Annotated in this window: 24 protein-coding genes; 21 read left to right on the forward strand and 3 right to left on the reverse strand. The window is 40.2% G+C overall.

The window, feature by feature from the left end:
- The first annotated feature begins 18 nt into the window (after nucleotides 1-18).
- The 11 genes from BXY41_RS07805 (at nucleotide 19) to BXY41_RS07855 (ending at nucleotide 13,679) form a co-directional block, all read left to right on the forward strand.
- A complete protein-coding gene (locus BXY41_RS07805) occupies nucleotides 19-1,791 on the forward strand; it encodes a sensor histidine kinase (RefSeq protein WP_104436256.1) in 1,773 nt (590 codons plus the stop codon).
- Nucleotides 1,788-3,365 carry a response regulator transcription factor gene (locus BXY41_RS07810; protein WP_104436257.1) on the forward strand — a complete coding sequence of 526 codons (1,578 nt, stop codon included), beginning with the start codon at nucleotides 1,788-1,790 and terminating at the stop codon, nucleotides 3,363-3,365. Before BXY41_RS07805 ends, BXY41_RS07810 begins: the two co-directional genes overlap by 4 nt.
- Complete coding sequence (locus BXY41_RS07815) at nucleotides 3,365-4,828, forward strand: ABC transporter substrate-binding protein (RefSeq protein ID WP_104436258.1); 1,464 nt, start codon at nucleotides 3,365-3,367, stop codon at nucleotides 4,826-4,828. Before BXY41_RS07810 ends, BXY41_RS07815 begins: the two co-directional genes overlap by 1 nt.
- Nucleotides 4,829-4,997: 169 nt before the next feature.
- Nucleotides 4,998-5,357 carry a GntR family transcriptional regulator gene (locus BXY41_RS07820; protein ID WP_104436259.1) on the forward strand — a complete coding sequence of 120 codons (360 nt, stop codon included), beginning with the start codon at nucleotides 4,998-5,000 and terminating at the stop codon, nucleotides 5,355-5,357.
- Nucleotides 5,358-5,386: 29 nt separating this feature from the next.
- Nucleotides 5,387-6,085: an ABC transporter ATP-binding protein gene (locus BXY41_RS07825; protein WP_104436260.1), complete on the forward strand. Its 699-nt coding sequence runs from the start codon at nucleotides 5,387-5,389 to the stop codon at nucleotides 6,083-6,085.
- Nucleotides 6,079-6,879, forward strand: coding sequence for a hypothetical protein (locus BXY41_RS07830; protein ID WP_104436261.1), 801 nt, complete (start codon nucleotides 6,079-6,081; stop codon nucleotides 6,877-6,879). The genes BXY41_RS07825 and BXY41_RS07830 overlap by 7 nt, the downstream gene beginning before the upstream one ends.
- A 236-nt stretch (nucleotides 6,880-7,115) precedes the next feature.
- Complete coding sequence (locus BXY41_RS07835; protein WP_104436262.1) at nucleotides 7,116-8,981, forward strand: TIGR03960 family B12-binding radical SAM protein; 1,866 nt, start codon at nucleotides 7,116-7,118, stop codon at nucleotides 8,979-8,981.
- Nucleotides 8,965-9,675, forward strand: a complete 711-nt coding sequence (locus BXY41_RS07840) for a TIGR03936 family radical SAM-associated protein (RefSeq protein ID WP_104436263.1) — start codon at nucleotides 8,965-8,967, stop codon at nucleotides 9,673-9,675. Before BXY41_RS07835 ends, BXY41_RS07840 begins: the two co-directional genes overlap by 17 nt.
- Nucleotides 9,668-10,867, forward strand: coding sequence for a ribonuclease E/G (locus BXY41_RS07845; protein WP_104436264.1), 1,200 nt, complete (start codon nucleotides 9,668-9,670; stop codon nucleotides 10,865-10,867). Before BXY41_RS07840 ends, BXY41_RS07845 begins: the two co-directional genes overlap by 8 nt.
- Nucleotides 10,864-12,219, forward strand: coding sequence for a Trk system potassium transporter TrkA (gene trkA, locus BXY41_RS07850; protein ID WP_104436265.1), 1,356 nt, complete (start codon nucleotides 10,864-10,866; stop codon nucleotides 12,217-12,219). Before BXY41_RS07845 ends, trkA begins: the two co-directional genes overlap by 4 nt.
- A 17-nt stretch (nucleotides 12,220-12,236) precedes the next feature.
- Nucleotides 12,237-13,679 carry a TrkH family potassium uptake protein gene (locus tag BXY41_RS07855; RefSeq protein ID WP_104436266.1) on the forward strand — a complete coding sequence of 481 codons (1,443 nt, stop codon included), beginning with the start codon at nucleotides 12,237-12,239 and terminating at the stop codon, nucleotides 13,677-13,679.
- 57 nt (nucleotides 13,680-13,736) lie between these two features.
- Here BXY41_RS07855 and BXY41_RS07860 read toward each other — a convergent pair whose 3' ends face one another.
- Nucleotides 13,737-14,933 carry an MFS transporter gene (locus BXY41_RS07860; protein ID WP_104436267.1) on the reverse strand — a complete coding sequence of 399 codons (1,197 nt, stop codon included), beginning with the start codon at nucleotides 14,931-14,933 and terminating at the stop codon, nucleotides 13,737-13,739.
- 230 nt (nucleotides 14,934-15,163) lie between these two features.
- Between BXY41_RS07860 and rplU the strand changes: the two genes are divergently transcribed.
- From rplU to rsfS, 8 genes are all read left to right on the forward strand, one after another.
- A complete protein-coding gene (rplU, locus tag BXY41_RS07865; RefSeq protein ID WP_025233053.1) occupies nucleotides 15,164-15,472 on the forward strand; it encodes a 50S ribosomal protein L21 in 309 nt (102 codons plus the stop codon).
- A 2-nt stretch (nucleotides 15,473-15,474) separates the two neighbouring features.
- On the forward strand, nucleotides 15,475-15,813 hold the full coding sequence (locus BXY41_RS07870; RefSeq protein ID WP_104436268.1) for a ribosomal-processing cysteine protease Prp: 339 nt from the start codon (nucleotides 15,475-15,477) through the stop codon (nucleotides 15,811-15,813).
- A gap of 3 nt (nucleotides 15,814-15,816) precedes the next feature.
- Nucleotides 15,817-16,107 carry a 50S ribosomal protein L27 gene (rpmA, locus tag BXY41_RS07875; protein ID WP_104436269.1) on the forward strand — a complete coding sequence of 97 codons (291 nt, stop codon included), beginning with the start codon at nucleotides 15,817-15,819 and terminating at the stop codon, nucleotides 16,105-16,107.
- Nucleotides 16,108-16,223: 116 nt separating this feature from the next.
- Complete coding sequence (obgE, locus tag BXY41_RS07880) at nucleotides 16,224-17,507, forward strand: GTPase ObgE (RefSeq protein WP_104436270.1); 1,284 nt, start codon at nucleotides 16,224-16,226, stop codon at nucleotides 17,505-17,507.
- Between the two features lie 13 nt (nucleotides 17,508-17,520).
- Nucleotides 17,521-17,817, forward strand: a complete 297-nt coding sequence (gene yhbY / locus BXY41_RS07885; protein WP_104436271.1) for a ribosome assembly RNA-binding protein YhbY — start codon at nucleotides 17,521-17,523, stop codon at nucleotides 17,815-17,817.
- Between the two features lie 34 nt (nucleotides 17,818-17,851).
- Nucleotides 17,852-18,472: a nicotinate-nucleotide adenylyltransferase gene (gene nadD, locus BXY41_RS07890; protein WP_104436272.1), complete on the forward strand. Its 621-nt coding sequence runs from the start codon at nucleotides 17,852-17,854 to the stop codon at nucleotides 18,470-18,472.
- Nucleotides 18,469-19,065 carry a bis(5'-nucleosyl)-tetraphosphatase (symmetrical) YqeK gene (yqeK, locus tag BXY41_RS07895; protein WP_104436273.1) on the forward strand — a complete coding sequence of 199 codons (597 nt, stop codon included), beginning with the start codon at nucleotides 18,469-18,471 and terminating at the stop codon, nucleotides 19,063-19,065. The genes nadD and yqeK overlap by 4 nt, the downstream gene beginning before the upstream one ends.
- A complete protein-coding gene (gene rsfS, locus BXY41_RS07900) occupies nucleotides 19,062-19,421 on the forward strand; it encodes a ribosome silencing factor (RefSeq protein WP_104436274.1) in 360 nt (119 codons plus the stop codon). Before yqeK ends, rsfS begins: the two co-directional genes overlap by 4 nt.
- A 110-nt stretch (nucleotides 19,422-19,531) precedes the next feature.
- On the opposite strand, the gene lexA is transcribed toward rsfS, so the two are convergent.
- On the reverse strand, nucleotides 19,532-20,152 hold the full coding sequence (gene lexA, locus BXY41_RS07905; RefSeq protein ID WP_104436275.1) for a transcriptional repressor LexA: 621 nt from the start codon (nucleotides 20,150-20,152) through the stop codon (nucleotides 19,532-19,534).
- Between the two features lie 171 nt (nucleotides 20,153-20,323).
- Between lexA and BXY41_RS07910 the strand changes: the two genes are divergently transcribed.
- Nucleotides 20,324-20,626 carry a LysM peptidoglycan-binding domain-containing protein gene (locus BXY41_RS07910; protein WP_104436276.1) on the forward strand — a complete coding sequence of 101 codons (303 nt, stop codon included), beginning with the start codon at nucleotides 20,324-20,326 and terminating at the stop codon, nucleotides 20,624-20,626.
- 165 nt (nucleotides 20,627-20,791) lie between these two features.
- On the forward strand, nucleotides 20,792-21,559 hold the full coding sequence (locus BXY41_RS07915) for an EFR1 family ferrodoxin (protein ID WP_104436277.1): 768 nt from the start codon (nucleotides 20,792-20,794) through the stop codon (nucleotides 21,557-21,559).
- A 121-nt stretch (nucleotides 21,560-21,680) separates the two neighbouring features.
- Here BXY41_RS07915 and BXY41_RS07920 read toward each other — a convergent pair whose 3' ends face one another.
- Nucleotides 21,681-22,736, reverse strand: coding sequence for a tyrosine-type recombinase/integrase (locus tag BXY41_RS07920; protein WP_104436278.1), 1,056 nt, complete (start codon nucleotides 22,734-22,736; stop codon nucleotides 21,681-21,683).
- Nucleotides 22,737-22,939 lie beyond the last annotated feature (203 nt).

Raw genomic sequence — 22,939 nt, forward strand, 5'->3', positions numbered from 1 at the left:
ATCTGATGGAAAGCGAGAATGGAACGTATGAATGTTTTTGGCATTATAAAACTGTTTGGAAAACATAACGGGAAGAGGAATCATCGCGTATCTCTGAAAAACATGATTCCAGGATTATTTTTAGGTATTATGATACCATTAGCAGTTATTTTAGTCATCTATTCCAGTTATATCGCACGTAGTGTGGAAGTTTCGTCCAGCCATTCTTCCAGAAGCCAGTTAGAGATATTTAAAAGCCATCTTGAAAGCACCATGAAGGCAACGGAGCGGGTAATGTCTGGAATGGTTTCAGGGAATGCCCAGTTTCAAAGTTTTTCAGTAGAACTGATGCTCAATGATATGTACAATCAGTCTTATAATGTGCAGCAGATTCTAAAGTCTAATCTGACTGCCAACGAAAATCTATATACAATGGCAATCTACAGTCCGGTTAATAACTGGTATACCGGTGAGTATAATGCATATTATGAAATTACGGCTACCCAGCGGATACAGGCACAGAAAAATCTTGAACCAGAGATTAAGAGGCTGATTAATCAGGGGGATTTTGATTTGTCCAAGTGGTTTTTTCATTCTGTCGGCGGAAGAGATTATCTTTTACGGGGAATGAATTACCGCACGGTTTACTGCATTGCAGTAATTGATCTGGAGAGGCTGAATACCATTGCAGTTCAGAATTACCACATGAATGGAACTTTAATATTTGGCAACGGGAAAACTGTAATTTATCCGGATCTGAAGCTGGGCCTTTCTCCTGATGAAATACAGAAAGCTGGTGACAGTTATCTGATCACTGATGCGGTGAGGAAATACCTTGTTGTTTCTGAACAGGCTGGTTATATTACCCTGATTTATGCAAGACCTTATGACGGGATATTGAATGAAATGACCTTGTTTCACATAATTGTTCTTATCTGTGCCGCAATGGCAGTTGTCGCAGTTCCTTTTGTCTCAATCTGGCTGTGGAAACTGGTTGTCAATCCCATTTCCCACCTCACAAGAACAATTGAAGCCATTCGAAGCGGCGATTTTTCTGCTCATGTGGATACGTATGCGGTAGAGGAATTTCGCCAGGTCAATGATATGTTAAATCAAATGATTGATGAGATCTCAGAATTGAAAATTGCCTCTTATGAAAAGGAGCTGGAAAAGCAGAATACGGAATACCAGCTGCTGCAATCTCAGATCCGTCCTCATTTCTATCTTAATTGTTTAAAAAATATATATGGTATGGCAGAGTCCGGGCAAAACAAAGAAATTCAGCAGATAATATTACATTTATCAAGTTATCTGCGTTATATTTTTACAATCAGCAAAGATTGTGTACCCCTTCAGAAAGAATTGGAGGTGTGCAAAAATTATGCTGATTTATTTTCATTAAATCAACATCAGGATATTGAATTTTCCTTAACTTATGATGCTGTTCTAACCAATATACCAATCCCGCCGGTCAGTCTGTTAACCTTTATAGAAAACAGCATTCATTATGGTTTTGTTCCAGGACAGAAGCTGAAACTGGTGCTTAAGGTAAGCCGTATTGTTACCGCTGAGAGGGTACTGATCCATATTATAGCGGCAGACAACGGACCTGGATTCACCCGGTCTGTTATAAACAGTATTGATAAAGAGGAAATGATGATTGATGGGAAAGGGAAAAAACATGTTGGTATTTATAATGTGCTGAAGCGTTTCCGGTTACGCTACGGAGATGATTTTGCAGCTGCATTCCGCAACCGGGATGGGGCACTGGTTGAACTGTTTTTTCCATATACGGAAGGGGAAGATTTATGAAATTATTGATTGTTGATGATCAATACCGCGTAGCAGAGGGGCTGCAATGGGGGATTAACTGGCTAAATATTGGTGTCGAACAGGTTTATACTGCCCTTAGTGCATATCAGGCTAAGGATATCATTCAAAAGGAAGAGATAAAAATCATACTTTGTGACATAGAAATGCCGGGGGAAAACGGGATTGAACTGATCCGCTGGGTGAAAAGGCGTTATCCCCATATTTCCTGTATTGTACTAACTGCTCATGCTGACTTTTCCTATGCGCAGGAAGCGTTGAAACTGGCATGTGCTGATTATATTCTGCAGCCAGCATCTTATCCGGTAATTGAAGAGAGTGTCCGGAGGGCAGTTGAGGAATTATGTGCAACTGCCAAGAAAAAAGAATTGGAACAAATGGGGGATGAATATAAAAAGCAGGAAAAAACTCTGATCCGCAATAGTATTAGAAATTTTCTGACTGGAGTCGTGAGCGGAAGGCAGTTTTTTAAGCTACAGGAAAAAGAAAAAGTTCCAAAAATGGATCAGATGGTATACTTATTAATGATACAAATTATCCGCTGGAACAGTCCGGAAGTATGGCAGCCAAGGCTGCTGTCAGATACAATGGAAAATATTGCTGCTGAAACCTTTGAACAAAACCAGCTGCAGGTTATCGCTTTTGTTTCAGATTATCCTTGCTTCGGTATGGTAATATGGGGTGATAATCTGCCGGATGAGGATACCATGGATTGCCGGCTGCAGTTTATTAATAGTTTTTACCAACAGTTTTTCAAATGTGATACAGCCATTTATATGGCAACACCTTCCCTGTTTCAGGAGCTGGAAAAAACCTGGCATAAGCTGATTAATTATCGTGATGACAACGTTTCGCTATCCAACGGCGTTTATTCCGGTCCGCGCAATACTAATAAGGGAATTTCTTACCGGGTGCCGGAGGTACGAAGATGGTCGGGGTTATTAAAAGAAGGACATGCCCAGGCAGTTGCAGAGGATGCCGGCAGGTGTCTGGATCGTCTGGTTGAGAGCGGAGTTATGAATCGGAATACACTGCGGGAATTTTATCAGGATTTTTTACAGGCTGTTTATTATGCCTCTCAGAATGGAGATGGTTTTTTTAAAAAACTGTTTTCCACACAGGAGGAGTTTCAGCTTTATCTGGATGGTATGAGAAGCGTTGATCATATGAAAGCCCTTATTGGCTATGTGGTCAGGCGCTTTGACGGAAATTTGGATGAGACAGTACCCGATGATCTGATTGAGAAAGTAGTAAATTATATCACCGATCATATGGAGGAGCAGATTATGCGGGATGATATTGCCCACCACATTCATTTAAATCCTGATTATCTGACCCGTATTTTTAAAAGAGAAACAGGAATGACCTTAAAAGAATTTATAATAAAAGCTAAAATGAAAGAGGCACAGATGCTGATTCAATCAACGAGACTGCCCATCAGCCTGATTGCGGCTAAAGTGGGGTACAGCAATTTTTCTCATTTTTCTTACAGTTATAAGAAAGTCATGGGGATAACACCCCAGGAAAAACGGCGGGGTGAAACAGAGGAGGAGTAATGGGGAAGAAGTCAGGAGTAATGATGGCGGTGGTTTTATTAAGTCTCGCAGGCCTGACGGCCTGTAAGGGACAAACTATGGTGGATACCGGGGAATATCCAACCATAACAGTCTGTTCTGTCCATACGGCTTCAGCAGAAGCCAATCAGCGGATATCGGAAGAAATCAGTAAAATAACCAGAAAAAAAGCCGGTTGTAATGTAAAGATCATTGGTTATAAGATGAATGATTATGAGGATGAACTGTCAGTACTTTATCATTCCGGGCAATTGCCGGATGTATTTGCAGCGTTTGAACTGGATTCTTATGAACGGTGGATCAGTATGGGAGCTGTAATCGAAATTGATGATCTGCTGACTCCTTATAAACGTGATCTCAGCTCATATATCCGTGACAAGGAATGGCTGATTGCATATTTAAATGACAAAATTTACGGGATTCCATCCTGCACTTCTGACAGTAAATGTATGGGGTTTGTATTTCGCCGTGATATTGCTGAGACACTGAAAATTGACTGGCGTTCGATTAAAACCATGGATCAGCTTCATGAAATGCTGCTGTCAGTAAAAGAACATTATCCCGATATGAACCTGATTGTCCCTCATGGCGGAAGAATTATCCCACGTATGATTCAGGACCGGCTGGGCAATAACATTGGCGTATTGGTGGATAAAGACAAAGACAGTAACGTGGTTGAAAACTTTTATAAGTCGGAATATTTTTATAACCTGTGTCTTCAGATGCGGGAGTGGCATCAGCAGGGACTGTTTATGGATAAAGCCTATATGGGTAAGGAAGACAGACAGAGTTATCTCGCTCAGGGGGATTCCTTTGGCAGTTTTTTAAATCTTTCAGAGATATCAATTTTCAACATTGCCCGCTATGTGGAATATCCCATGGCTGCTGTTCAGCTGGCTCCCAGAATTGCTGATTCAGACAGCTGTAATATGATCTGGTGTATCAGCCGGGACAGTAAGAATCCGGAACTGGCAATGAAAGTGCTTAATCTGATGTATACCGATGTGGAGATATCCCGCCTGCTTGCCTATGGTCAGGAAGGCATTGATTATGAATTTGCTGCCCCGGGATATGTAAAGCCGGCAAAAAATTCGGATTACCTATCATTTGATCAATGGACCTCTAAAGTGTGGAGCTGGCCGGTGGGCGTTGAGATCGAACAGTGGCAGGAAGAGGATAAACTGCTGGATTATGTGGTGTTCTGGGATGAACCGGTTAAGGATTCTCCTGCTTTGGGTTTTTTGTTTGATGTATCCCAGGTAAGGGTCGAGGTGGATGCCTGTCAGAATATTATTGATAAATATGAGAATGCTTTACTATGCGGAGAACTGTGGCCCAAAACAGGAATTGATTCTTTTAATCGGGAACTTGAGCTGGCTGGAATCGACCGGGTGATAGAGGAGAAGCAGAGGCAGTTGGATGAATTTATAAAAAAATATCGTTAGATGTAGATTCTCTCGGCATGAATAGAGCTGTTGCAGACGTAAATAATTAATTTACCGGAGCAACAGCTTTCTTTTTTTAAAAAATGATTGACAAAAATATTGCGCGGTTGTATTATTGTATTAAGTCATTAGTACAGTAATACAATTTGACGTGGAGGAGGAATAAAGAATGTCATGGGAACTTAAGAATGACCGCCCTATCTATATTCAATTAATTGAACAGATTCATTTTCGGATCATATCCGGAGAATACAAATCCGGTTCCAAGCTTCCGAGTGTCAGGGATTTGGCTGCTGAAGCTTCCGTTAATCCCAATACGATGCAAAAAGCACTTTCGGAACTGGAGCACAGCGGATTGCTTGTCACCAATCGAACCAGTGGGCGTTTTATTACGGAGGATCAATCAATGATACAAAAAATGAAGCTGGATCTGGCAAAAGAACAGCTGGAAAACTTTATGGAACAATTAAAAAAACTGGGTTTCAGCGATGAAGAAGTTAAAACATTTATCCTGGAATCGGTACAGTAAATCAAATTCATATATGGGAGGTAATCAGTATGAATCCATTACTTGAATGCAATGCGTTAAGCAAACGCTATGGCAATGTAACTGCTTTATCAGATATTAATCTGACATTAGAACGAGGTAAAATTGTAGGTCTTTTGGGACCCAATGGAAGTGGTAAAACCACATTAATCAAGCTTATTAACGGATTACTGGTTCCGTCAAAAGGCCAGCTTTTAATCAATGGCACAGCACCTGGAACAGAGACAAAAAAAGTAGTGTCCTATCTGCCGGATAAGACTTATTTAAACAATTGGATGAAAGTGAAAGATCTGTTGAATTTCTTTGAAGATTTTTATTATAATTTTGATAAAAAGCGTGCCTATGACATGTTGGAAAAACTTCATATTAATCCCAATGATTCTTTAAAGACAATGTCCAAAGGCACCAAAGAGAAAGTACAGCTAATTCTTGTTATGAGCCGCAATGCTGACCTGTATGTACTGGATGAGCCAATCGGCGGTGTAGACCCTGCCTCCAGAGATTATATTCTGGACACCATTATCAGCAATTATAATGAAAATTCAACCGTCCTCATTTCTACTCATCTGATTGCAGATGTTGAAAATGTACTGGATGAAGTGATTTTCATTCAAAATGGACGCATCAACCTTCAGTCGTCAGTGGATGATATCCGTATGAAAGAAGGCAAATCTGTTGATGCATATTTCAGGGAGGTATATAAATGTTAGGAAAATTAATTAAACACGAACTAAAGGCAACTGCGCGCTATTTTTTACCCTTGTTTTTAATTGCAATTGTGCTGACGCCAATTACCAGATTTACACTCTGGATCGGAAATTACCCTAAGATTTTACAATTCATCCCAACTGTTATTGTTTTTGTATACGTAGCTTCCCTGATTATGGTTGCCAGTGCAAGTATTTTGCTGATCATATATCGTTTTTATAAAAGCATGGTAACTGACGAAGGGTATTTAATGCATACACTCCCGGTTTCTTCGGAAAGTCATATATTATCCAAACTGATTGTGGCAAGTATATGGACCGTCAGCAGCTGGCTGGTTATATTTATCTCAATATTCGGTATGTTTTTTACACCAGATCATTTAGCCCTGTTAATTGATAAACTTTCTTATGCATGGTTCTATGTCAATACCACGATAAACAGTTCCCTGATGGCTCTGTTTATCATAGAGACTATTTTTATAGTAATACTGGGTATATTTACGGCACCGCTGATTTACTATGCTTCCATCGCAATCGGTCAGGTAATCAGCAAGAACAAGATATTAGGTTCCATAATTGGATTTTTCATTATCCAGGTTGTTTCACAGATTGTAAGTGTTGTTTTAATGGTCCCGGTTGGTTTTTATGGTGACAGGGTTAGTGAATCGGCAAATTCCATGTTTTCCTTTTTTGCGAATTTCTTTTTCCCCATTACCATCCTTCTGGCAGTCTTCACTCAGATAATCCTTTTTGGGATTACCGATTATATTTTTAAGAAAAAACTTAATCTGGAATAGTATCGGGCGTTGATTCTTATTGGGGATCAACGCTTTCTTTTTGGCCAATATGGTGCAGAGTGTCAGATTTTGTTCCAAATTCTGCAGTTTTAGCAAATAGTGTTGCTTAATCCTATAAAGTATTTTATAATTAAACTTTGTGGTGATTGTTACTATTTCTCCGTTTTTACACATGCTATACCAATCACACAGAATTATAATAATGTGCATCTGGCACAACTCAAAAAGGAATAATTATGAAAAAATTAGCTTTATCTGATGAAATACTATTAAGTATTGAAAAGCCTGCCCGATATATTGGGAATGAAGTCAATATGGTAAGAAAGGATACAGATTCTGTAGACATCCGTTTTGGTATGTGTTTCCCGGATGTTTATGAAATTGGAATGTCTCATCTTGGAATGCAGATTTTATATGATATGTTTAACAGAAGAGAGGATATCTACTGTGAACGTATTTTTTCTCCATGGACCGATTTAGATAAGATCATGAGAGAAAAAAAGATCCCTCTTTTTGCATTGGAATCACAGGATCCGATTAAGGAATTTGACTTTATTGGAATTACACTTCAATATGAAATGTGTTATACAAACATTCTGCAGATCCTTGATCTTGGTCAGATTCCCCTTCATGCCAGTGAAAGACAGGAGAGCGATCCGATTATTATCGGTGGCGGCCCCTGTGCCTATAATCCCGAGCCTCTTGCAGAATTTTTCGATATGTTCTATATTGGAGAGGGAGAAACTGTTTATTTCCAACTGATGGACCGTTATAAGGAGAATAAGAAAAAGGGAGGAAGCCGGAGAGAATTTCTTGAGATGGCAGCTGAGATCGAAGGAATCTATGTTCCTTCTTTTTATGATGTATTCTACCATGAAGATGGTACCATCAAAAGCATGACTCCCAACAATCCCCATGCAAAGGCAACTGTAACGAAACAGCTGGTTGTTCATATGGATGATGCTACCTACATTGAAAAACCGGTTGTTCCATTTATAAAAGCAACTCAGGACCGTGTTGTTTTAGAGATTCAACGAGGCTGCATCCGTGGCTGCCGCTTCTGCCAGGCAGGCAACGTCTACCGGCCCATGCGGGAACACAGCCTGGAGTATTTAAAAGATTATGCATATAAGCTGCTAAAGAATACCGGACATGAAGAAATTTCCTTAAGCTCCTTAAGCTCCAGCGATTACAGTGAACTGGAAGGAATCGTTACGTTCCTGATCGATGAATTCAAGGGGAAAGGCGTGAACGTTTCCCTTCCGTCTCTTCGAATTGATGCATTCTCTCTGGATGTGATGAGTAAAGTTCAGGATATCCGTAAGAGCAGTCTGACCTTTGCACCGGAAGCAGGCTCTCAGAGACTTCGTGATGTAATTAACAAAGGACTGACTGAAGAAATTATTTTAAAGGGTGCAAGCGAAGCATTCCAGGGCGGCTGGAACCGGGTCAAGCTATATTTCATGCTTGGGCTTCCTACAGAAACCGTAGAAGATATGGAAGGAATTGCAGAACTTTCGGAAAAAGTGGCAGAAGTCTATTATGAGATCCCCAAGGACCAGCGAAACGGAAAAGTGCAGGTCATTGCCAGTTCTTCTTTCTTTGTACCAAAACCATTCACGCCTTTTCAGTGGGCAAGAATGAGCACCAAGGATGAGTTTTTACAGAAGGCTTATCTTGTGAAAGATAAATTCCGCACCATGCTGAATCAGAAGAGCTTAAAGTACAATTATCACGAGGCAGATTTAACCGTTCTGGAAGGTGTTCTTGCAAGAGGTGACAGAAAGATATCGGCCCTCATTGAAGAGGTTTATAAAAATGGTGCTCTCTATGATTCATGGTCTGAGCACTTTAAAAATGATGTATGGATGAAAGCCTTTGAAACCTGTGGGCTGGACTCTGATTTCTATACCATAAGGGAAAGAAGCTTAGATGAAATATTCCCCTGGGACTTTATCAATGCCGGAGTTTCCAAAGAATTTTTAAAGAGAGAATGGCAAAATGCCATTGGAGAGAAAGTCACCCCCAACTGCCGCATGCAGTGTATTGGCTGTGGTGCCAAGAGCTTTAAAGGAGGTGTCTGCTATGAAAATCAGAATTAAATTTACCAAACAGGGACCAGTTAAATTTATCGGTCATCTTGACGTAATGCGTTATTTCCAGAAAGCTATGAGAAGAGCGGACGTGGATATTAAATACAGCGAAGGCTTCAGCCCTCATCAGGTCATGTCTTTTGCAGCACCGCTTGGAGTCGGTCTTACCAGCAATGGGGAATACATGGATATAGAGGTTCATTCCATGACAGACTGTGACACCCTGATGAAGCAGTTAAATGATGTGATGGCAGAAGGAATTTGTGTTACGGAATGCCACCTGTTAAATGATAATGCCAAAAATGCCATGTCTTTGGTTGCTGCCGCTGACTATACAGTCACATTCCGGGAAGGAAAAGAGCCAGAGGATATAAATGGATTTTTTGAGGGTCTTCTTAAGTTTAAAGAGCAGGATCATATACTGATTGTGAAAAAATCAAAAAAGGGAGAGAGAGAAGTAGATTTAAAAAATTACATCTACCAGCTTTCTGTCTCCGATCATAAAATTTTTATGAAAATATCAGCAGGAAGTGCAGATAATTTAAAACCCGAACTGGTAATGGAAGCATATGACCAGTGGAGAGGGGAAGCCAGTCCTGAATTTGCATTTTGTATCCAGAGAGAAGAAGTTTACGGGAATACAGGTGATGAAGCAAATCCTGTTCTTGTCCCTCTGGGTCTCATAGGAGAATCCGTTGAATAAATTGATCATTACCAGATGGAATGGGTGTATTATCACTCTTTTACAGTCAGGGAAGGAAACCCTGCAAATTGATATTGAGCCGGAAGAAAGCCATTCTTTCTTAGGAAACATCTATATTGGCAAAGTAAATAATATTGTAAAAAATATCAATGCTGCATTTGTGGACATTGGGAACGGGCAGATGGGTTATTTAAGTCTTGGTGACTCATCTGTTCATTTTGCCGATGGCCGTGTGTCTGACGGGAAACTCCGCCAGGGAGATGAAATTGTTGTTCAGGTGGAGCGGGATGCGGTAAAGACGAAAGCTCCGGTTCTCACGGGGAATTTAAATATTACCGGAAGATACTTTGTTCTCACTTCAGGAAAAAAGCAGATCGGATTTTCAGCCAAAATCCAGGATTTAGGTTGGAAACAGCAAATGAAGGAATATCTGGAAGGTAAAAAAGCGGATTGGGGTATCATTGTCAGGACCAACGCTTACAGCGCTCCCATGGATTCCTTAAAAGAGGAACTGCATCTGTTAAAAGGACGTTTATCTGATATCCTTACTCATGCCGGACACAGGACCTGCTACAGCCTGCTATACGGTTCCTCGCCCTCCTATTTAAGTGGTCTGCGTGACAGCTTTCAGTCTTCTCTGGAATCGGTGGTAACCGATGAACAGGATATTTATGACGCAATAAAAGAATATTTAAGTGAACACCAGCAGGAAGATCTCCATTTGCTGACTTATTATGAAGATCCACTGCTTCCTCTTAAAAAGCTGTACCGGATTGAAAAAACCATGAGTGAAGCCCTTGGAAAAAAGGTCTGGATGAAGTCCGGAGGATATTTAGTCATTGAACCTACAGAAGCTTTAGTAGTGATTGATGTAAATACCGGTAAATACTCAGGTAAAAAGGCACTTCGTGAAACCATCATGAAAATTAATCTGGAAGCCGCCGAGGAAATCGGACACCAGATCAGACTTCGAAATTTATCAGGTATTATTGTCATAGATTTTATTGATATGGAACGGGAAGAAGATAAAAAGTTCCTTTTAAAGCGACTTGAGGAAATCGTCTCAAGAGATCCCATTAAAACCACAGTTATTGAAATAACTAAATTAAATCTGGTTGAAATTACAAGAAAAAAAATAAGAAAGCCCCTTTGCGAGCAGGCGTTACAGATGAAGGAGAAGATTTCATTATGAAAATCATAATCGTGGGTTGCGGAAAAGTTGGGACAACCCTGGCAGAACAGTTAAACAAAGAACAACATGATATCGTCATTATCGATAAAAATGCCGGCGTGGTAAATTCCATTTCGGAGAGAATCGATGTTATGGGTGTTGTTGGGAACGGTGCAGTAAATAAGGTACAGATGGAGGCCGGGATCGAAGATACGGATCTTTTAATAGCTACAACAAATTCTGACGAACTGAATATGCTGTGCTGTCTGATTGCAAAAAAAGCAGGTAACTGCCATACAATTGCCAGAATCCGAAACCCTGAATATGATTCCCAAATCGGCTACATTCGTGAAGAACTGGGCCTTTCCCTGGCGATAAATCCTGAAATGGCGGCCGCCATGGAAATTGCAAGACTGCTGCGGTTCCCTTCTGCAATTAAGATTGATACATTTGCAAAAGGGAAAAAAGAAATCTTAAAATTCATTGTTCCTGATCATTCTGTTCTTAATAATATGAAAGTCAGGGATGTTCTGGTAAGACTTAAATGCAATGTCCTGATCTGCGCCATTGAGCACAATTCAGAGGTCATTATACCAGGAGGAGACTCCATAATTAGTGCGGGAGATAAGATATCTTTCATTGCATCTCCTGTTGAATCCAATGAATTCTTTAAACAGGTTGGAATTGACAACAATGTTATTAAAACAGCCATGCTGGTGGGCGGGGGCAAAATTACTTATTACGTAGCTAAAATGCTGGAAAACACAAAAATTAAAGTAAAGATTCTGGAACAGAATGCAGAACGCTGTAACGAGCTCAGTGAATTGCTTCCAAGAGCCATGGTAATAAATGGCGACGCCTCTGACCAGGAACTGCTTTTGCAGGAGGGGATTGGCCAGACTGATGCATTTGCATCCCTCACCGGCTTTGATGAAGAAAATATTATGCTGTCCCTTTATGCAGCCAGCCAGTCAAAAGCCAAGCTGATTACGAAAATAAACAGGATTGCATTTGAAAATGTCATAGATTCCATGAATCTGGGAAGTATTATTTATCCGAAGCTGATTACTGCAGAAACCATTTTACAGTATGTCCGCGCCATGCAGAACTCCATGGGAAGCAATGTGGAAACACTGTATAAAATTGTGGCGGACCGGGCAGAAGCGTTGGAATTTAAAGTGGTTAATGAGCCATGCATTGTAGGAATTCCACTGGAAAAGCTGGAACTAAAAGATAATCTTCTGGTAGCTTATATCATGCGCAAGGGACGTTTTATCAGCCCACGCGGAAAGGATACCTTAGAAGAGGGGGACAGGGTCATCGTTGTTACAACGGTAACCGGACTGAATGATTTGAAAGATATACTAAGGTAGGAAAAGGCGATAGAGTAATGAATAAAAAAATTATCATTTATGTTTTGGGTTGGATTTTAAACATGGAAGCAGTATTTATGCTTCCCCCCTGTGTGGTTGCATTGATCTACAAAGAGACAAACGGCATCTGGTTTCTTGCAGTCGCCTCGGTGTGTGGTGGAATCGGATTCTTATGTACCCGCAAGAAGCCGGCTAATATGGTGTTTTTTGCAAAAGAAGGTTTTGTCTCAGTCGCGTTAAGCTGGATCGTACTCAGTTTTTTCGGGGCGCTTCCATTTTATTTCAGCAAAGAAATTCCAGTATTTGAGGATGCCATGTTTGAGGTCATATCCGGTTTTACTACAACTGGTGCAAGCATTCTTCCTGATGTGGAATCACTTTCCAAATGTATGATCTTCTGGCGCAGTTTCACCCACTGGATCGGAGGTATGGGAGTTCTTGTATTTATTTTATCTATTCTGCCCCTGGCTGGTGGTTACAATATGTATATTATGAAGGCAGAGAGTCCGGGCCCTTCCGTTGGTAAACTGGTTCCAAGAGTCAAAACTACTGCCAAGATTCTATATGGTATTTACCTGTTTATGACGGCACTGGAAGTAATACTGCTTATGATTGGCGGGATGTCATTGTTTGACTCCCTGACCATCAGTTTTGGAACAGCCGGTACTGGTGGTTTTGGTATTAAGAATAATAGTATGGCATTCTATGACAGCTACTATTTGCAGGGCATTGTCACCGTATTTATGATTCTTTTCGGTGTGAATTTTAATGTATACTATCTTTTTTTAACACGTCATCCCAAAGATGCCTTGTTCAGTGAAGAAGCGAGGGCTTATTTAGGGATCATCGGTGTCTCCATATTGTTAATCACAATCAACATTCATCGGGGATTTGGAAGTGTCTTTGCTGCATTCCATCATGCTGCATTCCAGGTAGCTTCCATCATTACAACCACCGGTTACTCCACGGTTGATTTTGATTTTTGGCCTGAATTTTCCAAGGGAATTCTGGTAGTACTTATGTTTATCGGAGCCTGCGCCGGCAGTACGGGCGGAGGTATTAAAGTATCTAGAGTTGTTGTATTATTAAAAGCTGTTAAAAAAGAGCTGGATTCTCTCATTCACCCAAGAAGCGTAAAAGTTTTAAAGCTGGAGGGCAAACCGGTAGAACATCAGGTAATGAGATCAATTAATACGTTTCTTGGTGCCTATATCGTTATTTTTATCTTTTCCGTATTAATTGTCAGTCTGGATAATTTTGACTTTACCACAAATTTCACTGCAATTGCGGCGACTTTTAATAATATTGGCCCTGGATTGGCTGGTGCTGGTCCCGCCAAAAACTTTTCCCTGTTTTCACCGTTATCCAAGTATGTCATGATGTTTGATATGCTGGCAGGACGACTGGAGATATTCCCTATGCTTCTTTTATTTGCACCATCTACATGGAAGAAGAGCTAAGTAGAAAAAGCCCCCGGAGAAAAATCCGGGGGCTTTGCAATCTTATAAAAGCGGAAATCAGGCTTTCTTTTTCTGGTGCCAGATCTTAAAATTAACGGCCGAAAGAACGATTACAAATATTACGTTAAAAACCAGGATGCTGATTGCAGCAACGATTCCCACACGGTCAGCCACACCGCCTACAATCTGAGGCGTTATGATGCCTCCCATCGCAGATATTGCTGTAAGAAGAGACATTCCCAAGGTAGAACCCTGAATCAGAGGTCCGGCATTGGCGATACAGGTAGGATAAATACCGGAAAGAAAGAAACCAAGTCCAAGGAGAGAAGCTGTAACCAGAGGTAAGCTGTTAACTTTGATTAATATAAAAAAACAGACAGCACTGCCAATGGAGTTAATCAGTAAAATAGTGCTTCTATGTACTTTCTTAGACATGGCGGCACACAGTAACCGTCCACCCATAATAACAAGCCAGGTTAGTGAAACCAGGGTTGTGGCAAATTCTGCACTCATAACACCTGTATTCTGAAGATAAGTGACAAACCACCCATTAATGCAGTTCTCTACTCCAAGATAGAAGAACAAAATAAAAGCAATGCAGTAAAATGCAAAGGAACGAAGAAATCCTTTGTTTCCAGCCACTGTACTTTTCGTCTTGTTTTTCCTTTCTTCTATTTCTTTCTGAGCTTCATTTATCAAATTATAATTCATGGTTCCATATGAAATTGCAGATATAATAGTAAGAACTACAATCATATAGAGTGTTACTCGCCATCCAAATCCCAGTTTCATCATCATTGCCGTAAGTAAAGGAGCAAGAAATGCACCGATTGCAAACGTACAGTGAAGGAGGTTAAGCTTTCCTGTGGCAGAATCTCCATAAATATCATTGACTGCCGCATTATTTAAAATTGTAATGCATCCCCTGGTAAAGCCGTAGAGCAGCATGACTGCATACATGACTGGAAGAGGAGGCAATAGACTTAAAACCATCAGAGACGTCGGCACAAAAAGTGTAACCAGAGTGATAGCCCTCTTTTTTCCCATAATTGGAACCATAACAGGAAAAATAAAGCTGGATGAAAGATTGCCGATTGCCATGACTGATAAAAGTCCTCCGGCTGCAAGAAAGCTGATTCCAGCTTCTTTAATAATGGATGGAAGTATGGCTCCTATCACTAAAACCGCCATACCGCTGACAGCATATCCGTAGCAGCATCGGATAAATATTGAATTTCTTGGATCTGATTTCATTGGTATTACCCCCTTTTTTGATCAAACATTGACCATTATACTAAGAGAAATGGAAAAATACAAGGAGAAGTCATAAAACCCTCGTTTTTTCTAATAAATTTCCAGAAAAAATTATTGACATAACCGTTAAGGAATGCTATATTTATACAGTATGCCGCACAATGAGGTTAAAAAGTTTCTGATTATTCAGAGCACCATAGTTGGCGAGTAATGATAATAGGAGGTGCCATATGTACGCGATTATTGCAACAGGTGGTAAGCAGTACAAAGTAGCGGAAGGCGATATCATTAAAGTTGAAAAGCTTGGTGTTGACGCTGGTGAAGCTGTCACATTTGACCAGGTTCTTGTTGTAAACAATGGTGAATTAGCAGTAGGCTGCCCGACTGTAGCAGGTGCTACCGTAACAGGTACAGTTGTTAAAGAAGGCAAAGCTAAAAAAGTTATTGTTTACAAGTATAAGAGAAAATCTGGATACCATAAGAAGAATGGTCACAGACAGTCTTATACTCAGGTTAAGATCGAAAAGATCAACGCTTAATCATGATAAGAGTAACCGTATTTGTTGATTCAGAACAACGTTATACAGGAATTGATATGTTAGGACATGCAGGGTTGGCTGATGATCATCAGGATGGACAAGAGCTTGTCTGTTCCGCTGTTTCAGCTCTGACTTTTAATATGGCCAACAGTGTGGAGCAATTCACAGAGGATTCTTTCGAAGTGAACCAGGAAGAAAAGACAGGATCTTTTCAGTTTCGGTTTACCTCTGACATAAGTTCCGGGTCGCAGCTCCTTATGAATTCTCTGGTATTCGGATTACAGGATATTGAGGAAGAATATGGAGAACCATATATTAAAATCCGATTTAAGGAGGTGTAAGTGATGTTAAAGATGAACCTTCAATTTTTCGCTCATAAAAAGGGTGTTGGTTCTACAAAGAACGGCAGAGATTCCGAGTCTAAGAGATTAGGTGCCAAAAGAGCTGATGGACAGTTCGTATTAGCTGGCAACATTCTTTACAGACAGCGTGGAACTCACATTCATCCAGGCATCAACGTAGGCCGCGGCGGTGATGATACATTATTCGCTTTAGTGGATGGCGTTGTGAAATTTGAGAGAAAAGGCAGAGACAAAAAGCAGGTTTCTGTTTATCCAAAAGCAATTAACGAATAATTGGACCGGCTTCATACCTTGACGTATGGAGCCGTTTTTTACGATACGCCCATTAATCTGAACATAGAATAATGGGATTCCGTTTTTTTATCACAAGAAAGGAAACAGGTGAATGAATGTTTGCCGATAGAGCAAAAATATATATAAGATCCGGAAAAGGCGGCGACGGTCATGTCAGCTTCCGGAGAGAACTTTATGTTCCCTGCGGCGGTCCTGACGGCGGTGATGGCGGCCGGGGCGGTAATATTATTTTTGAAGTGGATGAGGGACTTAATACATTAAGTGACTTCAGACACATTCACAAGTATACTGCACAGGACGGAGAACCAGGCGGAAAGCGCCGGTGTCACGGAAAAGATGGCAGCGACTTAATCATAAAAGTACCAGAAGGAACTGTTTTAAAGGATTTTGAATCCGGAAAAGTAATTGCTGATATGTCAGGAGATAATCGCCGTGAAGTTATTTTAAAGGGCGGCAGAGGCGGACAGGGCAATATGAACTTTGCAACCCCTACCATGCAGGCACCGAAATACGCACAGCCTGGACAGCCTTCTCAGGAACTCTGGGTGCAGATGGAATTAAAAGTAATTGCCGATGTAGGGCTGGTAGGATTCCCCAATGTAGGAAAATCCACTCTTTTATCACGTGTCAGCAACGCAAGACCTAAAATTGCCAACTATCATTTTACTACTTTAAATCCCCATCTTGGAGTGGTAGATATTGATGGAGGAAAAGGTTTTGTCATGGCAGATATTCCAGGACTGATTGAGGGTGCTTCTGAAGGGGTAGGACTTGGACATGATTTCCTTCGCCATATTGAGCGGACAAGAGTACTGGTTCATGTTGTAGATTCTGCTTCCACAGAAGGAAGGGATCCCATTGCCGATATCAAAGCCATTAATAAAGAGCTGGAAGCATATAATCCTGAATTAATCAAACGTCCTCAAATTATAGCTGCCAATAAGATTGATGCCATTTATGAAGATGGTGAGAGTCCAATCGATAAACTGAAAGCTGAATTTGAACCTCAGGGCATTAAAGTTTACCCCATCTCTGCAGTAAGCGGCCAGGGTGTTAAGGAGCTGCTTTATGCCGTATATGAACTGCTTAAAACCGTTAATTTAAGTCCTTTGATCTTCGAAAAAGAATTCGACTTAAAGAGTCTGTCAGGCATAATGCTGCCTTATTCAGTAGAAGTAACGGAAGACGGTGTTTATGTGGTTGAAGGTCCCCGTATTGAAAAGATGCTTGGTTATACAAATCTGGAATCAGAAAAAGGCTTTACTTTCTTCCAGAAGTTCTTAAAAGACAACGGTATATTGGAAGAACTTGAAAATGCCGGCATTCAGGAAGGCGATACGGTCCGCATGTATGGTCTTGAATTTGACTATTACAAGTAACAAGGAGAATAATATGACAAGTAAGCAGAGATCCTATTTAAAAGGATTAGCGATGAATATAGATCCAATCTTTCAGATTGGCAAATCCAGCCTGACTCCTGAGATCACAAATGCGATCGCAGAGGCTTTAGAAGCAAGAGAATTAATTAAAATAACCATTTTAAAAAATTGTGCCGATGATGGTAACAGTATTGCTTCTATTTTGTCTGAACGGACCCGTTCTGAAGTAGTTCAGGTCATTGGAAGAAAGATCGTCCTTTATAAACAGGCAAAAGACGAAACAAAGAGAAAAATTGCTCTTCCTAAATAACAGGTCTTATCATTAGGCCAGGGAGTCGATAATTATGGGTAATATAGGGATTATGGGCGGAACATTCGATCCGATCCACAATGGTCATCTGATGCTTGGAGAACAGGCTTATGAAGAATACCAGCTGGATGAGGTATGGTTTATGCCATCCGGGCATCCACCTCACAAAAAAAATCAGAAAATAACCGATCCAGACATCCGCCTTACGATGACACAACTTGCCATTGAGGGAAAAACCGGTCTGGTCTGCTCTGATTTCGAGGTCAGAAGAAACGGAAGTACCTATACCGCTCAGACCTTAAGATTGCTGCGGGAAGCTTATCCACAGCATCAATACTTTTTTATCATTGGAGCTGATTCGCTTTATGAAATTGAAAACTGGTATGAACCGGATCAGGTTCTGTCTCAAGCCGTGATTTTAGCCGCCCGGCGGGAATATGAAGATGCGCACCTTTCCATGGAACAGCAGATTGCCTTCCTGGGCACCAGGTACAAGGCAGATATCCGCATTCTTCATTGTAAAGAGATGGATATTTCCTCCGCCATGCTGCGGGAACGAATTGCAGGCGGCCTTTCTGTTTCAGAATATGTACCCCCTAAGGTACTGGCATATATTAAAGATCAAGGCTTGTATCAGGAGAAGGATAAAGCATGATAGATGTTATAATGGAATTGAGAAATGATTTAAAGGATAAATTGAACCCTTTAAGATATGAACACACGTTAAGTGTATCTTTTATCTGTACCGCATTGGCCATGCGTTACAGTTGTAATTTAGATCAGGCAGAGCTTGCAGGTCTGCTTCACGATTGTGCAAAGCATTACGGAAACGAAGAAATTATTAAAAAATGCCGGAAACAGGATATTCAATTAACTGATGATGAACTTAAGGCCCCAGTCGTGCTTCATGCCAAATACGGGGCATGGCTGGCGGAGAATAAATATAATGTAACTGACCAGGAGGTTTTAAGTGCCATTCGGTGGCATACAACAGGAAGACCCCAAATGTCCCTGCTTGAAAAAATCGTTTTTACGGCAGATTATATTGAACCCAGGCGGGAGCGTGCGCCTGATCTGCTTCATATTCGTTCTCTTGCATTTACAGATTTGGATGAATGTGTTTATCAGATTCTTAAGAATACTCTTGAATATCTGGAAAGCAAAGGAAGTTTTGTGGATTCTGTTTCTAACCAGGCATATGCTTATTATAAACAGGTTCACAATGAAAAGAAGGGAGAAACAAGATGAATCAATCCATGGATATGGTAAAAACAGCTTATGCAGCTTTATCTGATAAAAAAGGTGAGGATGTAAGCGTTATTGACATTCGTAACGTATCAGTTCTTGCTGATTACTTTATTATTGCCAGCGGTACTAACTCAAACCAGGTGCAGGCAATGGTAGACAATGTGGAAGAGGAACTGGGTAAAAAGGGATATGTTTGCAAGCAGGTAGAAGGCTATCAGACTGCCAATTGGATTCTCATGGACTATGGCGATATCATCGTGCATGTCTTTGATAAAGAGAACCGTCTTTTCTATGATCTGGAGCGAATCTGGAGAGATGGAAAGACAATCTCAGTGGAAGATTTAGATGTAAAATAGATTTGAATATAATTAAATTTAAAATCAACGGCTTAACAAATATTGTGAGCCGTTTTTTTAGGCTTAAAGTTAACATAATTTTTTTATGTTAACTTTAAGCCTATTACTTCTTAGTGAATCCCTAAACGGAACAAACCAATTACTTTTCCAAGGATCTCTACATGATCGACTATAATAGGATCCATAGTATCATTCTCAGGCTGAAGACGATAATGTCCGTTCTCTTTAAAAAAACGCTTTACCGTAGCGGAATCATCTACCAGCGCTACAACGATCTCCCCATTCTGGGCAGTGGAGCAGTGCTCCACAATAATCTGATCCCCTTCTAATATCCCTGAATTAATCATGGAATTGCCTCTCACCTTTAACATGAAAGTCTCTGCATTGGGCAAGAGATCGGAGGGAATGGGATAGTAATTTTCAATATTCTCTTCTGCATATAAAGGCTGTCCGGCAGCAACCGTTCCAAGTATGGGAACGTTCACAACTTCCCGGCGGGTAAGATTAAAGCAGTCATCAATGATCTCAATGGTACGGGGCTTGGTCGGATCCCTTCTTATATATCCTTTTTCCTCGAGTGTTTCCAGGTGAGAGTGTACAGAAGATGTGGATTTAAGATGGACCGCTTCACAGATCTCCCTGACTGCAGGCGGATATCCCTTCTTCAAAATAGTCTCTTTTATATATTCTAAAATTTCCTGCTGTTTGGGTGTAATTTTTTCTTGCGCCATAACACAGCCTCCTCATTCCTATTCATTAAAACTATAGTAACATATGTTCGGTAAAAATGCAAACCTTTGTTCGAAAAATTGCAAAACAGATTGACAAACATACGTTCTTAGTGATATGATAAATCCAGAAAAAGGAACATATGTTCTTACGTTTGAGGAGGTATGCATAATATGAAACAATTGATCATGTTAACCCTGGCAGTCATGCTGGGAGCTCATTTTTGCGGACATTCCCTTATGAATTCATTGGCCGGCGAGGTGGGAACACCGATAATAGAGAAGTATTATACCAGTATAGAGATTAAGAACGGAGACAGTCTCTGGAGCATTGCAGATCAGTATGTGGAGAACAGCGGAATGTCCACAGCCCAATATGTGCAGGAATTAAGAAGTATGAACAGATTAAGGGAAGATACCATTCATTCCGGGCAGTATCTGACAGTAGCATATTTTGTACAGAGCCAGGATCAGTAACCTGGCTCTGTATGGTTCCGGTATTTCCGCTTAAAGGAAGACTTGAATTTATATCTCTCAGCTGATAATATTAGCTTAAGAAGCAATCATTGCTGAATCAGGGGTAATATGAAGTCCCACCCTTTCTAAGCAAGCTGCCATTCTATCACAGGGGAGAGATTGATTATGAATGTCTTAATTCTTTACTTCAGTGGAACAGGGAACACAAAAGCAGTTGCAGAGGAGTTTTATCATGCATTAATATTAAGGGATTATACAGTCGAAGTCCATTCAATGGAAGAGAAGTTCAATCCCGCATCATATCCATATGATTTTTTGGTCGTGGGCTTTCCTAAATATTATGAATATCCGGTACTTTATGCTTTGGATTATTTAGATCACAATCTGAAGAAGAGGGAACAGATCATTCCAACCCTGGCGTATTGCACTCAGGCAGGACATTCCTTAACCGACTTTTCCGGATTAGAACGATTATTAAGGAAAAAGAATCACCGCCTGATTACATCTAAGAGTTTTTCTTATGCCAACAATCTTTTGATTTTTTCTATGTTTGGTTCAACCACTCCGGAGGTTTTAAAGGAAAATAAAAGGATCTTAAAGTCGCAGATTGGTCCGCAGTTAGATGGATTTTTCCTTGGTAAAGAATCTAAAGAAAGAGTAGTCTGGTCCAGAAGCATCTTATATCATATTACTGCAGTGGTATTTACAAAATTAATGCCTATTGCAGGTATGAAATATACATCTTCAGAAGAATGTATCGGTTGTAAAATATGTGCCTGCAATTGTCCCAGAAAGAACATAAAGATGGTTCAGAACAAACCTGTATTTGGTCGTAAGTGTATTTTTTGTATGAGATGTATTAATGCATGCCCGGTAAATGCAATTCTGTATAATGGAAAAAAGATTGCGCAGTATCTGGAAAAAGGGGAATGAAAGACGGTACCTTTCAGAGAGGGGAGAGTGCATCATCAGTTAAAAACAACTCTCCCCATCTCTGCCATTCTCTTATGGAGGCAGTGGTAGGGAGTGCAATTTAAGTTTCTATTAAGTCTATTTATTCTTCCCGCAATTTCACTTTATTTCTGGCACTGCGGCGACGTTCGTCTTCTAAAGCAGCATAATGTTTCTTTGTAGTATTTACATCTGAATGTCCCAGAACATCCGCCACCAAATAGATATCACCAGTTTCTTTGTAAAGTGAGGTACCATAGGTACTTCGAAGCTTATGAGGAGTAATCTTTTTTAAAGGAGTGACCAACCTGGAATATTTCTTTACAAGATTCTCAACGCTGCGTACAGCAATTCTCTTTTTCTGCATGGAGAGGAAAAGGGCATTTTCACTGCCGTCTTCAGGGATCATCTGATTACGTTCTTCCAGGTAATCCAGGAGAGCATCCTCTACTTCAGAACCGAAGTAAACTGTAACTTCTTTTCCACCTTTTCTATGTATCCGGATTCCACCATTTTTAAAATCAATATCATTAAGATCCAGGCCTACGCATTCAGATACCCGGATACCAGTACCAAGTAAAAGTGTTAATAGCGCCAAATCCCGAACCTTCGTTTTTTCGTGGTAGGCCTTTTGTTTCTCTGTTAAAGATTCACCTTTTTCTACTTCATCAAGCAATAGAGCAACCTCATCAACATCCAAACGTATAATTTCTTTCTCATGCAGCTTGGGAAGTTGAATTAAGGCTGCTGGATTGTTTTGAAGTCGTTCATTGCGGTAATAATAATTATAGAAGCTTTTTAAAGAGGAGATTTTTCGCATAATTCCCCGTTCTTTATTGGTTACTTCCTGATTTCTATCATTAAACCGGTATTTTAAATACTCCATATATTCCTCTATATCAACAACCCTGAGAGTATTCAAAAAATCTAATGGAATTTCCTTCATATCAATCTTACGAATAACCGGATTTTCTTTTTGCAGGAAGTCAAAAAACACCTTTAAATCGTATGCATAGGCGATCCTGGTGCGGGAAGATGTACGTGGCTCAATGCCACGAAAGAAATCACCGCAGAAATGAGGAAGCTCTTTGATCAGCTCACGCAGATGCTTTACATTTTCAATATCTTTTTGCTGATGGTAGGAGAGTGTTGCTTTCATGAAATCACCTCTTGTTTTATTTACTTATTAATCATTAAATAGATCTTATTTTTGTTTTCACAGAGTCTATGTTGAAATAAGGAAAACCTATAAAATCTGAATATAATCATTATAACATATAGATCGCATTTACAGTTGAAAACATATAACAGTAGTAATGTAGATGCAGTAATGTAGTAAATAAGATAAAATAGGGATTGAAG

Source organism: Lacrimispora xylanisolvens (assembly GCF_002934545.1).
In the GTDB taxonomy this organism is placed as follows: Bacteria; Bacillota; Clostridia; order Lachnospirales; family Lachnospiraceae; genus Lacrimispora; species Lacrimispora xylanisolvens.